Genomic DNA, 13,327 nt, shown 5'->3' on the forward strand with positions numbered 1-13,327 from the left:
TCATGAATATTGATGACATGATAAGTGGCATGACACCGGAAGTTTATCAGCGTCTGGTGACGGCGGTTGAACTGGGAAAATGGCCTGATGGTGTAGCCCTTACCCCGGATCAAAAAGAGAACAGTTTGCAGCTGGTGATGTTGTGGCAGGCACGTAACAACACTGACGCCCAGCACATGACCATCGACACCCAGGGTCAGATGGTGATGAAGAGCAAGCGCGAGCTAAAAGAAGATTTTGGCATCACGCCAAAACCGATTGCGACCTTGAAAATGCAATAACGGTGCGGGTTGATGCCCTCACCCAACCCTCTCCCTGTGGGTTGAGGAATCCCCACAAAAATACGAGCACGGACGGCTCCCTCTCCTTTTTGGGGAGAGGGCTGGGGTGAGGGGGAACATACGGCTGTGGTGGTCATTCCGTTCACTTTACGTTCCTTGCTACTTGTCACCACAATACCGGTGAACGTGCCAGGGTAGCTCACCGCCGCTACCCTGGCGACCCGGGCTCCCGGCAAGAAAATCGTCGCTTCGCGATGCCCTCAGCGTTTGCTCCAGGCTAATCGGGGACGGGCGGATGAAACGTCCTTGTAAAGCCGCCCTCGCCGCGCATCCATGCGCGTCGCCCCGGCCTTCCGTAAACGCTTCGGCGATTTTCAGCCGGACCATGACACCGCTGTAAGTCCCTTAATTCAATGGCGTAATATCATCGCTGAATTAAAGACAAAAATTACTGGGGAACCCTCAGCCCTGTGGGAGAGGGCTTGATGTCTTACTACTTATGTGGGATCCCCAGCGACTCCGCCAGTTGTTTTGCTAGCAGGTTTTCGTCATCTGCGCCGTATTCCCAGAACATCGCCCCGGCAAGCCCTTTTTCCTTGATGTAGTCCGCTTTGATGGCAACTGAACGCGGGTTCTCGTAAGAGATGGCAAACAGCGCTTTGCCGTCGGCAGAATTCACTGAAAGCCACGGCACTTTTGCCTGATCGTCCCAATGTTCGGTAAAGCGTTTCTGCGGGTCGTTCAGCAGTTTTTTCACGATGTCGTTGTACTTCACGTAGGTATCTTTGGTCAGGTCGTAACCCAGTGACTTGAACAAACCTATCTCCTGAGGCCCGAAGTAGGGCTGCGTTACCGGATTTTTTTGCGCATCCGGTTTCGTCCAGTCAATGCCTGGCTCAACCGCACGTTTCGGTACGCGCCCGTAGAAACCAATCCCGAGGTTCATCTGTTTGGGTTTTAACCCTGCCGCAAGATAGTTGTTCACCACGAAATCCACGCTGTATTTATCGGCGGCGGCAACGGTTGGCCAGGCGCTGGAGTCATACAGGTTGGCGTTGAAGTACTGCGTGCCGTACGCCATGTCGTAGGTCATCAGGTTGATGTAATCGAGCAGCGGGGCAATGGCTTTCACATCCACCCAGCTTTTCGGACTTTCCGCATTAGCACCTACCGCAATGGTGACCAGCTTTTTCTGCCCGAAGGCCGCGCGCATCTCTTTTAGCAGCGCGGTGAAATTATCCCGGTCAGCGGGCGTGCTTGCGACCAGTCCCCACGCGCCGTTCACCGGATACTCCCAGTCGAGATCGATCCCGTCCAGGCCGTATTTATCAACAATCTCCTGTGCGGAGCGGATAAACACGGCGCGAGTCTCTTTGGTGGCCGCCGCGCCAGAAAAACCGCGCGCCCCCCAGCCACCGACGGAAAGCAACACTTTCAGATTGGGGTTCTGTTTACGCAGGACAGGGATTAGCGCCAGATCAGAGGCCACTTTTGGCGATAACCAGATTTGATGAAGTTTTGCCGGATCTCTGAGTGCAGCGTTGGTTTCATCTTTCTCATCGTTATAGACCAGGCCAAACGAGTAGTTCAGGTGTGTTATCTGACGGACGTCGAGTTTATTGATATCCCCGCCCGGGCCGGCGGTAACATCGCCACCTCCGTTAAAGTAGCCCACGGACATCAGGGTATTGGCGGAGGCAACTGACGCGCAAAGCAAGGGTAATGCTGCCAGCAATGGCAAACGTTTCATATAAGTTCCTCTTTGACCTAATAAAAATATCCCCGTCATACTTCAAGCTGCAGGTGCGTTGGCTGCACTCGTTCACCCCAGTCACTTACTTATGTAAGCTCCTGGGCTTCACTCCTTTGCCGCCTTCCTGCAACTCGAATTATTTAGGGGATAACCACGCCACGGAAAGGCGTGGCGAAAAAACAACCTGAAGAGAATAGCATTGCCGCTGCGCTGAGGATGCGAGGGAGTTCACTTTATGGGAGATCGGAGAAGGGGTTGCCGGGTGGCGGCTTCGCCTTACCCGGCTAAAAAGGCTTACGCCTGCGTCTCGAGCCAGTCTTCCAGCGTATACAACGTTGCACCGGCGGTGGACATCTCCATAAACGCCAGCGCGCTGTCATGCTGCTGGATATTCACGCCGCGACACCCGTCGGTGATCACGTTGACGGTGTAGCCCAGGTCCAGCGCATCCAGTACGGTAAATTTCACGCAATAATCCGTCGCCAGCCCCAGCACAATCAGTTCGGCGATATCGTGATGGCGCAACCACTCATCCAGCGCCGTTTTCTGACGATGACCGTTATCAAAAAACGCGCTGTAGCTGTCGATGGCCGGGTTTTCCCCTTTGTGGAAAACGGCATCAATGGCTTTCTGATTCAGTAACGGATGCAGTTCCGCGCCTTCAGTCTGCTGAGCGCAGTGATCGGGCCAGAAGGTTTGCGCCAGCCCGTCGAGTTGGCCCTGGCTGTAGGGCGCAACGTTATGCTGGCTGGCGAAGCTACCGTGGTTGGCTGGATGCCAGTCCTGGCTTGCCACAACGGCGTCACCACGCGTTTTACACCAGGCGATCAGCGAATTAGCCACATCAATGGTGCTATCGCCTTCCGCCACGGCCAGCGCGCCGCCCGCACAGAAATCATTTTGTAGATCAACCAGTAACAGAGCACGTTGGGCCATACTCACTCCTTATTCGTCTGGTGTCAGTTCACCGCGCAGGTTTTGCGTCATCGCGGTACGAATGGCCTGAACATCCAGATCCTGACTCAGTAAATAGTGAAGTTTAGTCAGCGTGGCCTCGACGGTCATGTCGGCACCGCTGATAACACCGGCATGAGCCAGGGCGTTACCGGTGGCATAACCACCCATATTCACCTTACCGGACATGCACTGGGTCAGGTTAACCACCACAATCCCACGTTCGCTCGCTTCCTGTAACTCTTTCAGGAACTCGCCGTTCTGTGGGGCATTGCCTACACCGTAGGAGCGCAGGATCAACGCTTTAACGGGCTGGCGCAGGAAGTTACGTACTACATCCGCAGAAATCCCTGGATAAATGGTGACCACGCCAATTGGCTGCGGGGTGATTGGGTGAACAACCAGTTCACCCGCCGTATGCGGTGCAGGCGGGGTTCCCAGGCGACGAATATGGATGCCTGCTTCCAGCAGTGGTTGCAGGTTTGGCGAAGCAAAAGCATCAAAGCCATCCGCGTGGGCTTTGGTCGTACGGTTGCCACGGTACAGACGGTTGTTGAAGAACAGCGACACTTCATTGATCGGGTAATTAGCCGCCACGTACAGAGAGTTAAGCAGGTTGATTTGCCCGTCAGAGCGCAGTTCCGCGAGCGGGATCTGCGAGCCGGTCACGATAACCGGTTTACTCAGGTTTTCCAGCATGAAGGAGAGCGCCGATGCGGTAAACGCCATGGTGTCGGTGCCATGCAGGATCACAAAGCCATCGTATTCGTCGTAATGCGCTTTGATATCGTCTGCAATATGCTGCCAGTCTTCCGGCGTCATATCGGAGGAGTCCATCAGCGGCTCATACTCGTGGATCGTGAAGTCAGGCATTTCAGGGCGATGGAATTCTGGCATTAATGCCAGCTGACGTTGCAGGTGGCCGGACACAGGGATATAGCCATTTTCAGAGCGCTGCATCCCGATGGTACCGCCAGTGTAGGCTACATAAATTGATTTCTTCTGCATGATAGTGAGTTCTTTTGCTTCAAAGAAAAATCCCCTCTTCACGAGAAGAGGGGACAGGTTTTAACGGACGTTAGCGCAGGTCAGGCAAAATGCGTAACGGCTTTGTGGATCGTTAAAGGCGGCAAGCTTATCGCCCTCGGCTTTCATCGCTTTAGCTGCGGTGGCGACGGGCGCAGGTAAGTATGCCTGAATGGCTTCTGGCAGCATGGCGCGCACGGAGCCAGACATACTATTCATCACCAAATCGAGGAACGATGGCTCGTCCTGGTAATACTCAACATGCCATTGCTTGAGTTTTGCCAGTTCAGCTGCTTTCGCGACGGCGTCATCAAAATCACCCAGGCTGTCCACCAGACCGTTGTTTTTGGCATCTTGGCCGGTCCAGACGTGGCCCTGAGCAATCTGGTCAATCTGCTCTGGCGTCTTCTTACGCGAGTCGGCAACCAGAGTGATAAAGCGCTTATAACCGCTTTCGATGCTGAGCTGCATCATATCTGACACTTCCGGCGGCAGGGATTTGGTCACGGACACATCCGCCAGCGGTGATGTTGATACCCCATCGGTATGAACACCCAGATAATCAAGGCTGTTCTCCACCGTGTTGATGACCCCGAAAATACCAATTGAGCCCGTCAACGTGCTTGGGTTGGCAACGATGTAGTTAGCCGGCGTTGAGATCCAGTAACCACCGGAGGCCGCCATACCGCCCATCGAGACAACCACAGGTTTGCCCGCAGCACGTGCGGCAACCAGTTCAGCGCGGATCACTTCAGAGGCGCTGACGCTGCCGCCAGGGCTGTTGACGCGCAGAACAATGGCTTTCACTTTCGGATCAAGACGCGCATCACGGATCTGCGAAGCCGTGGTATCACCGCCCACATTCCCTGGCGTTTCCTGACCGTCCATGATTGCACCGTTAGCAAAGACCACCGCCACGCTATCACCGTTTTCACTCGGTTTTTTCGTCGTGTAGTCATACATGCTAATAGCGCTGTAGTTTTTGTCCTCTTTGCTCCAGCCGAACTGTTTGGTCAGGGCTTTTTCGATCTCTGCACTGCTACCCAGCGAATCAACCAGTTTGTTCTCAAGGGCATATTTGGCGGTGTCGCCGTCAACCTTGCGCAGGCCGTCGAGCATCCCCTGAGCGCCAGGGAAGACCTGTTCAGCGGTAATCTGGCGGTTGGCCGCGATCGTGCCCAGATAGTTTTGCCACAGCTCGCCAATCCAGCGGCTGTCAGCTTCCCGGGCAGCCGGGGACATATCGTCGCGGATAAATGGCTCAACGGCGGATTTATACGTGCCCACGCGGAAGACATGGGTGGTGACTTTCAGCTTGTCGAGCAGCGACTTGTAGTACAACCCATTGGTTGCAAAGCCGTGCAAATCCACCGTGCCCTGCGGCGAAAGCCAGATTTTATTGGCAAAGCTCGCCAGATAGTACTGGCCCTGGGAATAGCTGTCGCCTACGGCAATAACAGGTTTTCCGCTGTCGCGGAATTCGCGCAGGGCTTTACCAATGTATTGCATAGAAGGCTGGTCGCCACCGGCAAAATCTTTCAGATCAAGCACGATCCCGGTGATGTTGCGATCGTCTTTTGCCTGGCGGATGGTTTCAACGATATCAAACAGGGAGTTTTCCTGTAGGCGATCGGATGTCGCGCCGAACAGCTGGCGGCCAATCACGCCCAGACGATTGCTGGTGGAGGGTTTATCGACGACGACCCCGGTGATATCCAGCAACAATGCCCCGCGCGTGGAATGCTGCGCCTGGCTTGTACTGCTTATGTGCATCCAGATGCCTGCGCAAACCAGGATCAGGAAGATGAAGAACACATTCATCACCAGTTCGCGGACAAAGTTGAGCAGTCGCCACGTCCATTTAAAGAAACCGGCAAAGATTCGCCAAAGGGTTCGCATGTATACTCCCTAACCAGAAAATGACTGTATCCGTCGCCAGTGGACGGCAATGTGGGGTTATCGTAATGACCCGACCGCCACTTGTCAGCAGGAATCGCCCATCACGCTGTAACAAAATCTGCCGCCGTGTTAATTTTGTTAGGAAAATTCAAGACAGGAGTTAACCAATGGACGCACTTGAACTGCTTGTTAACCGTCGTAGTGCTTCGCGCCTGGCCGAACCGGCGCCAGCGGGCGAGCAGCTGGAAAACATTCTGCGTGCCGGGATGCGCGCACCAGATCATGGCACATTACAGCCATGGCACTTCTTTATTATTGAAGGCGAAGGCCGCGATCGCTTCAGCGCGTTGCTGGAGCAGGGTGCGGTAGCCGCGGGTCTGGACGAGAAGGGTATCGAGAAAGCCCGTACCGGCCCGTTCCGTGCGCCGATGATCATCGCGGTGGTCGCAAAATGTCAGGCTGAGCATAAAGTGCCGGTCTGGGAACAGGAAATGTCTGCGGGCTGTGCCGTAATGGCGATGCAAATGGCCGCTGTCGCACAGGGCTTTAACGGCATCTGGCGTACTGGCGCACTCACCGAAAGCCCGGTCGTTCGCGAAGGTTTGTCCTGTGGCGAGCACGACAAAATTGTTGGCTTCCTCTATCTCGGCACCCCACAGCTTAAAGCATCCAGCACGATAAATGTGCCGGACACTACGCCATTCGTCAGCCGTTTCTGATAACGCGCGCTAAACTGTCTGGATTCTGAGCATCTGCCGCAGAATTCAGACAGTCATACTTACCTCTTTATGGAATGAGCGCTACCATAGCGCGATTGCAATGACAGGAGATGTCCATGAGCGAGCAAACCATTCGTTTAACGCAATACAGCCACGGAGCCGGTTGCGGTTGTAAAATTTCCCCAAAAGTGCTGGAAACCATCCTGCACAGTGAACAGGCGAAGTTTGTCGACCCGAACCTGCTTGTCGGTAATGAAACGCGTGACGATGCAGCGGTTTATGACTTAGGTAACGGCACCAGCATTATCAGCACCACCGACTTCTTTATGCCGATTGTCGACAATCCGTTCGACTTCGGACGCATTGCGGCCACCAATGCCATCAGCGATATTTTTGCGATGGGGGGTAAGCCGATTATGGCGATTGCCATTCTGGGCTGGCCAATTAACACCCTGGCCCCGGAAATCGCCCGAGAAGTGATTGAAGGCGGTCGCTTTGCCTGTCAGCAAGCGGGAATTGCGCTGGCTGGTGGTCACTCTATCGATGCCCCGGAGCCTATTTTCGGCCTGGCCGTAACGGGCGTGGTACCAACCGAGCGCGTTAAACGCAACAGTACGGCGCAGGCAGGCTGCAAACTGTTCCTCACCAAGCCGCTGGGCATTGGCGTGCTCACCACCGCCGAGAAAAAATCCCTGCTTAAACCTGAACACGTTGGTCTGGCAACGGAAGTGATGTGCCAGATGAACCTCGCCGGTGCGGCGTTTACCAATATCGATGGTGTGAAGGCGATGACCGACGTTACCGGATTTGGTCTGCTTGGCCATCTGAGCGAAGTGTGCCAGGGCGCGGGCGTGCAGGCGAAGGTCTGGTATCAGGACGTGCCGAAGCTACCGGGCGTGGAAGACTACATTGCCCAGGGCGCGGTGCCAGGCGGCACTCAGCGTAACTTTGCCAGCTATGGGCATCTGATGGGCGACATGCCAGAAGCGTGGCGCGATCTGCTGTGCGATCCACAAACCTCTGGCGGCCTGCTGCTGGCGGTAACGCCGGATGCAGAAGCAGAAGTACAGGCAACGGCCGCGGAGTTTGGTATCACTCTGACGGCCATCGGCGAACTGGTGGACGCCCGCGGTGGCCGCCCGATGATCGAGATCCGTTAATTCGATGCGGTTGTTTATTGCCGAAAAGCCGAGCCTGGCCCGTGCCATCGCCGATGTGTTGCCTAAGCCGCACCGCAAGGGCGATGGTTTTATCGAGTGCGGTAACGGGCAGGTGGTCACCTGGTGTATTGGTCACCTGCTCGAGCAGGCGCAGCCGGATGTCTACGACAGCCGCTACGCCCGCTGGAATCTGAACGACCTGCCTATCGTGCCGGAAAAATGGCGTCTGCAACCACGTCCGTCCGTCACCAAACAGCTCAATGTCATTAAGCGCTTCCTGCATGAGGCCTCTGAAGTTATCCACGCGGGTGACCCGGACAGAGAAGGGCAACTGCTGGTGGACGAGGTGCTGGATTACCTGGAGCTGGCTCCGGCAAAGCGTCAGCAGGTGCAGCGCTGCCTGATTAACGACCTCAACCCGCAGGCCGTGGAGCGCGCGATTTCGCGTCTGCGCGCCAACAGTGAGTTTATCCCGCTGTGCGTTTCCGCACTGGCGCGCGCCCGTGCCGACTGGCTGTACGGGATCAACATGACCCGCGCCTATACCATTCTGGGGCGTAACGCCGGGTATCAGGGCGTGCTTTCGGTCGGACGCGTGCAGACCCCTGTGCTGGGGCTGGTGGTGCGTCGCGATGAAGAGATCGAAAACTTTGTCGCCAAAGACTTCTTTGAGGTCAAAGCGCACATCGTGACGCCAAAAGAGGAACGTTTTACGGCAATCTGGCAGCCAAGCGATGCCTGTGAGTCGTATCAGGATGAAGAAGGCCGCCTTTTGCATCGCCCGCTGGCGGAGCACGTGGTCAACCGCATTACCGGGCAGCCCGCTATCGTCACCAGCTATAACGATAAACGGGAATCAGAACCTGCGCCGCTGCCGTTCTCGCTTTCGGCGTTGCAGATTGAAGCCGCTAAACGCTTTGGTCTGAGCGCGCAAAACGTGCTCGATATCTGCCAGAAGCTTTACGAAACCCATAAGCTGATCACTTATCCGCGTTCGGATAGCCGCTATCTGCCGGAAGAACATTATGCCGGGCGCCATTCGGTGATGAACGCGATCGGAGTCCACGCGCCGGATCTGTTACCGCAGCCCGCCGTCAACCCGGACACGCGTAACCGCTGCTGGGACGATAAAAAGGTGGATGCTCACCACGCCATCATCCCCACGGCACGCACCAGCAATGTGAACCTGACGGAAAACGAATCTAAGGTATACAACCTGATTGCCCGTCAGTATCTGATGCAGTTCTGCCCGGATGCGGTGTTCCGCAAATGCGTCATCGAGCTGGAGATTGCCAAAGGCAAGTTCGTCGCCAAAGCCCGTTTCCTGGCGGAAGCGGGCTGGCGCACACTGCTTGGCAATAAAGAGCGCGATGAAGAGAACGACGGCACGCCGCTGCCGGTTGTGGCTAAAGATGACGAACTGCTGTGTGAAAAGGGCGAGGTGATTGAACGTCAGACTCAGCCGCCACGCCATTTCACCGATGCAACGCTACTGTCAGCCATGACGGGGATCGCCCGGTTTGTGCAGGATAAAGACCTGAAGAAGATCCTCCGCGCAACCGACGGACTGGGTACGGAAGCGACCCGCGCAGGGATCATCGAACTGCTGTTTAAGCGTGGTTTCCTGGAGAAGAAAGGGCGTTATATCCATTCGACGGAACCTGGACGGGCGCTGATCCACTCGCTGCCTGAGCTTGCAGCAAGGCCGGACATGACGGCGCACTGGGAATCCATCCTGACGCAAATCAGCGAGAAGCAGTGTCGTTACCAGGACTTTATGCAGCCGCTGGTGGGGACGCTTTATCAGCTGATAGATCAGGCGCGCAGTACGCCGGTGAAGACGTTCAGAGGAATGGTTGCACCGGGCGGCGGTGCGAAGAAGCCGTTCAAAAAGAAAAAGAGCGCAGCCTGATACCTCCGGTTTTCTCCCTCTCCCACCGGGTGTACGGTCCGGGGACATGGTAGACAGGTGTTCGGGGACATGGTGAACACTTTTTAACATCCTTTACCCATGGTGATCGACTTTTTCTTCAGGTCGATCACCCCCACTTTCGTGCTGTACCACCACACCTCGTAGCTGCCGTCTTCCTGCATCTCCTTCAGCCCGACCCGTTCTCCCCTGAACGCCTTGCCTGCGCTCAGACTTACCCCTTTCACGCTCAGCTTTCCGCTGATATCCACTTTCCTGACCATCACGCCCTCGTCGTATTCCGGGGGCGTGGTGTTGCCGCTGTACTGCCGCTCTGACGGCTTATACCGCGACCCCGGTACCGCCATATCCAGCGCCTCATGCGGGCGTTCAAGGTTATAGACTGTCCGCCAGTGGTCGAAGGCGCGCTGCAGTTCGCCCCCGCTCGCGAACCACTTCCCCTGCAGCACTTCTGCCTTCAGGCTCCGGTGAAAACGCTCCAGCTTACCCTGCGTCTGCGGATGATACGGCCGGGAGTGCCCCACCCGGATACCCAGACGCATCAGCCACAGCTCCAGCGCCGTCCAGGTGCCGGTGGTGTCTCCCCACGGAGAACCGTTGTCCATCGTCATCCGGTCCGGCAGGCCGTAGCGCTCAAACACGCTGACCAGCTGCTGCTGCACGGTCTCGCGCCGTTCATCGGTACAGTGCGCCAGGCACAGGGAAAATCGGGAGTGGTCGTCCAGCAGGGTGAGCGGATGGCAGCGGCCGCCTCCAAAGGGAAAGTGGCCCTTAAAATCCATCTGCCAGAGGCGGTTCGGCGCGTCATGTTCGAACCGTCCCGTGGCGGGAATGCCCGGTGAAGTGCCCGGCAGCAGACCGTGACGGGCCATGAGGTTATGGACGGTGCTGAAGGCGGGCATGGTGTGCCCCTGGTCTTCCAGCCAGCGCTTTATCTTGCGTGCGCCCCAGCGTTCATGGCGGTCATGCGCCATACGCAGCAGGGCAGTGATGTCGTCAGATGAGCGGTTCGGGGAATGGTGCGGTATGCGCGGGCGGTCCTGAAGGCCGGAGGCCCCTTCCTCCGCCCAGCGGCGAAGCCACTTATAGCCAGTGGCAGGTGAAATGCCGAAGCGACGGCAGAGGGAACGGATGTTCGCCCCGTCCTGCGAGGCGAACAAAACAAACTCGGTACGTAATGACATGGTATCTCTCGCATCCCAGGACATAAGCGACTCCATAAACGGGTTCTTATGCCTTAGTTGTAAGTGTCTACCATGTCCCCGAACAAGTGTTCACTATGTCCCCGGACCGTACACCGGGAGAGGGCCGGGGTGAGGGCACCCGGCCGCACGATTAATACCTTAGATCACACCTTGCCCAATCATCGCATCCGCCACCTTCACGAACCCGGCGATATTCGCGCCACGCACGTAGTTGGTTTGTGATGCTTCGCCACCAAACTCCACGCAGGAGTGGTGAATATCCAGCATGATGTGGTGCAGACGTGCATCCACTTTTTCCGCTTTCCAGCCCAGACGCGCGGCGTTTTGAGCCATCTCCAGCCCCGAGGTTGCCACCCCGCCTGCATTCGCGGCTTTGCCTGGTGCAAACAGCACGCCTGCTTCCAGGAACAGGTCGGTTGCGGCGATAGTGGTGGGCATGTTCGCCCCCTCGGCAACGGCTTTCACACCGTTGGCGATAAGGGTGCGCGCGGCGTCTACGTCCAGTTCATTCTGGGTCGCACACGGCAGCGCGATATCCACCGGCACAGCCCAGGGTTGCTTGCCTTCGAGGTAGGTCAGGCCAAACTCGCGGGCATAATCCGCTACGCGACCGTCGCGGCTGGCTTTGATTTCGCAAAGACGCGCCAGTTTTTCAGCCGTAAAGCCTGCTTCGTCGACGACGGTCCCGCTGGAATCTGAGGCAGTCACAACCCGTGCGCCAAACTGCATCGCTTTTTCGATAGCGTACTGCGCCACGTTACCGGAGCCCGACACCGCGACACGCATCCCTTCAAAGCCCAGACCATGGCGTTTCAGCATGGCTTCGGTGAAATAGACCAGACCGTAACCTGTGGCCTCCGGGCGGATCAGGCTGCCGCCGAAGGAGAGGCCTTTACCGGTAAACACGCAGGCGCTGTTATTGGAGAGTTTTTTCATCATCCCGGCCATAAAGCCCACTTCACGGCCACCCACGCCGATATCACCTGCCGGGACATCGGTGTCCGGGCCCAGATGACGATACAGCTCAGTGATTAATGCCTGGCAAAAACGCATCACTTCACCTTCGCTTTTGCCTTTAGGATCGAAATCGCTGCCGCCTTTTCCGCCACCCATAGGCAGCGTGGTCAGGGCGTTTTTGAAGGTCTGCTCGAAGCCGAGGAATTTCAGAATGGATAAGTTAACGGACGGGTGGAAACGCATCCCGCCCTTAAACGGACCAATTGCCGAGTTAAACTGCACGCGCCACGCGCGGTTAACCTGCACCTGATTGCGATCGTCAACCCAGGTCACGCGGAACTGAATCACGCGCTCCGGCTCGACCAGGCGCTCAAGCAGTGACATCTGGCGATAGCGCGGGTTTTCTTCAAGGAATGGCCACAGGGTAGTCATGACTTCACGAACGGCCTGAGCAAACTCGCTCTGGTGCGGATCGCGCTGTTGAACGTGGGCAAGAAAAGTTTCCAGAGAGCGTGTCTGATCCATAGATATAAGAACCTCTTATTTTAATTTATGTGTGTTGCGTAGACGTTTTATGACGTTTTTTTGACTATATCACCCGCACCGCTTTGTGAGGCAAGCAGAAATTTCCCCCTGAAGGGAAATTCATCATTGTGCCGTGGTCATAACAAAAAACGATGACGAGAGAAATTAAAGGTTCTGCCGGGTTTACCGTTATAGTCATTATCAGGAGACAACAGGAAGAGACTTCTATGAACCGTTATGTGATGACCGCTTTGTTTGCCCTTTTATCTGCCGGCGCGCAGGCCGACCGAATTCGCCCGGATGTGCAGGTGAATGTCCCGCCGGAGGTTTTCAGCTCCAGCGGTCAAAGTTCGCAGCCCTGCAACCAGTGTTGTATCTATCAGGATCAGAACTATTCAGAAGGGGCCGTGGTGAAGGCCGACGGCGTGCTGTTGCAGTGTCAGCGTGATGAACGGGTCGTCAGCACAAATCCGCTGGTCTGGCGTCGCGTAAAAGGATAAAGGCGTTAAGCAGCGGGATATCCGCAGGCGCCAGGGCATAGGTTAACGCCTCCTGCGGCGTACACCACACCAGCGCGCTGTGGTAATGCGCCGTCAGCTCGCCGCTGAACGAAGGGACATGCCAGGCATGAAGGTGGATAAGCCGCCCGGAGACTTCCCGCTGGTGGCTTGCCACATAGCGTGCAGGCTCGGCATTAATGCCTAACTCTTCGCGTAATTCGCGGACAAGCGCCTCAGACTGCGTTTCTCCGGCTTCCACTTTCCCGCCGGCAAATTCCCACATACCGGGCTGATCGGCATGGGGTGGGCGTTGCGCCAGCAAAATTTTGCCCTCTTTTTCAAGAATGGCTGCGACTACATCGATGGTTTTCAGCATGGTCGTCAATAATTGATAACGAAAAACGACATATTATCGTGC

13 protein-coding genes are annotated in these 13,327 nt (G+C 56.3%); 5 read left to right on the forward strand and 8 right to left on the reverse strand.

Going from position 1 to position 13,327, the window contains the following annotated elements:
- Window positions 1-2: 2 nt before the first annotated feature.
- Window positions 3-281, forward strand: coding sequence for a YeaC family protein (locus HV107_RS20595; RefSeq protein ID WP_014069852.1), 279 nt, complete (start codon window positions 3-5; stop codon window positions 279-281).
- A 159-nt stretch (window positions 282-440) separates the two neighbouring features.
- Here the strand turns inward: HV107_RS20595 and HV107_RS20600 are convergent, their stop codons facing one another.
- The 5 genes from HV107_RS20600 to sppA form a co-directional block, all read right to left on the reverse strand.
- Window positions 441-668 (reverse strand): hypothetical protein, encoded by a 228-nt coding sequence (locus HV107_RS20600; RefSeq protein WP_182060614.1) that lies wholly within the window; start codon window positions 666-668, stop codon window positions 441-443.
- Between the two features lie 106 nt (window positions 669-774).
- The gene (locus HV107_RS20605; RefSeq protein ID WP_182060615.1) at window positions 775-2,031 is read right to left on the reverse strand and encodes a glycoside hydrolase family 18 protein; all 1,257 of its coding nucleotides are present in this window, start codon (window positions 2,029-2,031) and stop codon (window positions 775-777) included.
- Window positions 2,032-2,328: 297 nt separating this feature from the next.
- On the reverse strand, window positions 2,329-2,970 hold the full coding sequence (gene pncA / locus HV107_RS20610) for a bifunctional nicotinamidase/pyrazinamidase (protein ID WP_182060616.1): 642 nt from the start codon (window positions 2,968-2,970) through the stop codon (window positions 2,329-2,331).
- A 9-nt stretch (window positions 2,971-2,979) separates the two neighbouring features.
- On the reverse strand, window positions 2,980-3,996 hold the full coding sequence (gene ansA / locus HV107_RS20615) for an asparaginase (RefSeq protein ID WP_182060617.1): 1,017 nt from the start codon (window positions 3,994-3,996) through the stop codon (window positions 2,980-2,982).
- A gap of 60 nt (window positions 3,997-4,056) precedes the next feature.
- Window positions 4,057-5,913: a signal peptide peptidase SppA gene (gene sppA / locus HV107_RS20620; RefSeq protein ID WP_182060618.1), complete on the reverse strand. Its 1,857-nt coding sequence runs from the start codon at window positions 5,911-5,913 to the stop codon at window positions 4,057-4,059.
- Between the two features lie 167 nt (window positions 5,914-6,080).
- On the opposite strand from sppA, the gene HV107_RS20625 reads away from it, so the two are divergent.
- The 3 genes from HV107_RS20625 (at window position 6,081) to HV107_RS20635 (ending at window position 9,704) form a co-directional block, all read left to right on the forward strand.
- Entirely contained in the window at window positions 6,081-6,632 is a 552-nt protein-coding gene (locus tag HV107_RS20625) for an NAD(P)H nitroreductase (RefSeq protein WP_182060619.1), read from the forward strand.
- A 116-nt stretch (window positions 6,633-6,748) separates the two neighbouring features.
- On the forward strand, window positions 6,749-7,792 hold the full coding sequence (gene selD / locus HV107_RS20630) for a selenide, water dikinase SelD (RefSeq protein WP_182060620.1): 1,044 nt from the start codon (window positions 6,749-6,751) through the stop codon (window positions 7,790-7,792).
- A gap of 4 nt (window positions 7,793-7,796) precedes the next feature.
- A complete protein-coding gene (locus tag HV107_RS20635; RefSeq protein WP_182060621.1) occupies window positions 7,797-9,704 on the forward strand; it encodes a DNA topoisomerase III in 1,908 nt (635 codons plus the stop codon).
- 83 nt (window positions 9,705-9,787) lie between these two features.
- On the opposite strand, the gene HV107_RS20640 is transcribed toward HV107_RS20635, so the two are convergent.
- Window positions 9,788-10,942: an IS481 family transposase gene (locus HV107_RS20640; protein ID WP_182059485.1), complete on the reverse strand. Its 1,155-nt coding sequence runs from the start codon at window positions 10,940-10,942 to the stop codon at window positions 9,788-9,790.
- A gap of 123 nt (window positions 10,943-11,065) precedes the next feature.
- A complete protein-coding gene (gdhA, locus tag HV107_RS20645) occupies window positions 11,066-12,409 on the reverse strand; it encodes an NADP-specific glutamate dehydrogenase (protein ID WP_182060622.1) in 1,344 nt (447 codons plus the stop codon).
- A 242-nt stretch (window positions 12,410-12,651) separates the two neighbouring features.
- Between gdhA and HV107_RS20650 the strand changes: the two genes are divergently transcribed.
- Window positions 12,652-12,909 (forward strand): YnjH family protein, encoded by a 258-nt coding sequence (locus tag HV107_RS20650; protein ID WP_373371577.1) that lies wholly within the window; start codon window positions 12,652-12,654, stop codon window positions 12,907-12,909.
- Here the strand turns inward: HV107_RS20650 and HV107_RS20655 are convergent.
- Window positions 12,869-13,285, reverse strand: coding sequence for a pyrimidine (deoxy)nucleoside triphosphate diphosphatase (locus HV107_RS20655; protein WP_310649362.1), 417 nt, complete (start codon window positions 13,283-13,285; stop codon window positions 12,869-12,871). The genes HV107_RS20650 and HV107_RS20655 overlap by 41 nt on opposite strands.
- Window positions 13,286-13,327 lie beyond the last annotated feature (42 nt).

Source organism: Enterobacter sp. RHBSTW-00175 (genome assembly GCF_013927005.1).
In the GTDB taxonomy this organism is placed as follows: Bacteria; Pseudomonadota; Gammaproteobacteria; order Enterobacterales; family Enterobacteriaceae; genus Enterobacter.

Bases quoted from the DNA above. Each gene is read 5' to 3' on its own strand.
- HV107_RS20655 (WP_310649362.1), bottom strand. From the start codon at position 13,285: ATGCTGAAAACCATCGATGTAGTCGCAGCCATTCTTGAAAAAGAGGGC.
- sppA (WP_182060618.1), bottom strand. From the start codon at position 5,913: ATGCGAACCCTTTGGCGAATCTTTGCCGGTTTCTTTAAATGGACGTGG.
- HV107_RS20595 (WP_014069852.1), top strand. From the start codon at position 3: ATGAATATTGATGACATGATAAGTGGCATGACACCGGAAGTTTATCAG.
- HV107_RS20640 (WP_182059485.1), bottom strand. From the start codon at position 10,942: ATGGAGTCGCTTATGTCCTGGGATGCGAGAGATACCATGTCATTACGT.
- HV107_RS20650 (WP_373371577.1), top strand. From the start codon at position 12,652: ATGACCGCTTTGTTTGCCCTTTTATCTGCCGGCGCGCAGGCCGACCGA.
- pncA (WP_182060616.1), bottom strand. From the start codon at position 2,970: ATGGCCCAACGTGCTCTGTTACTGGTTGATCTACAAAATGATTTCTGT.
- HV107_RS20600 (WP_182060614.1), bottom strand. From the start codon at position 668: ATGGTCCGGCTGAAAATCGCCGAAGCGTTTACGGAAGGCCGGGGCGAC.
- selD (WP_182060620.1), top strand. From the start codon at position 6,749: ATGAGCGAGCAAACCATTCGTTTAACGCAATACAGCCACGGAGCCGGT.
- HV107_RS20605 (WP_182060615.1), bottom strand. From the start codon at position 2,031: ATGAAACGTTTGCCATTGCTGGCAGCATTACCCTTGCTTTGCGCGTCA.
- HV107_RS20635 (WP_182060621.1), top strand. From the start codon at position 7,797: ATGCGGTTGTTTATTGCCGAAAAGCCGAGCCTGGCCCGTGCCATCGCC.
- gdhA (WP_182060622.1), bottom strand. From the start codon at position 12,409: ATGGATCAGACACGCTCTCTGGAAACTTTTCTTGCCCACGTTCAACAG.
- HV107_RS20625 (WP_182060619.1), top strand. From the start codon at position 6,081: ATGGACGCACTTGAACTGCTTGTTAACCGTCGTAGTGCTTCGCGCCTG.
- ansA (WP_182060617.1), bottom strand. From the start codon at position 3,996: ATGCAGAAGAAATCAATTTATGTAGCCTACACTGGCGGTACCATCGGG.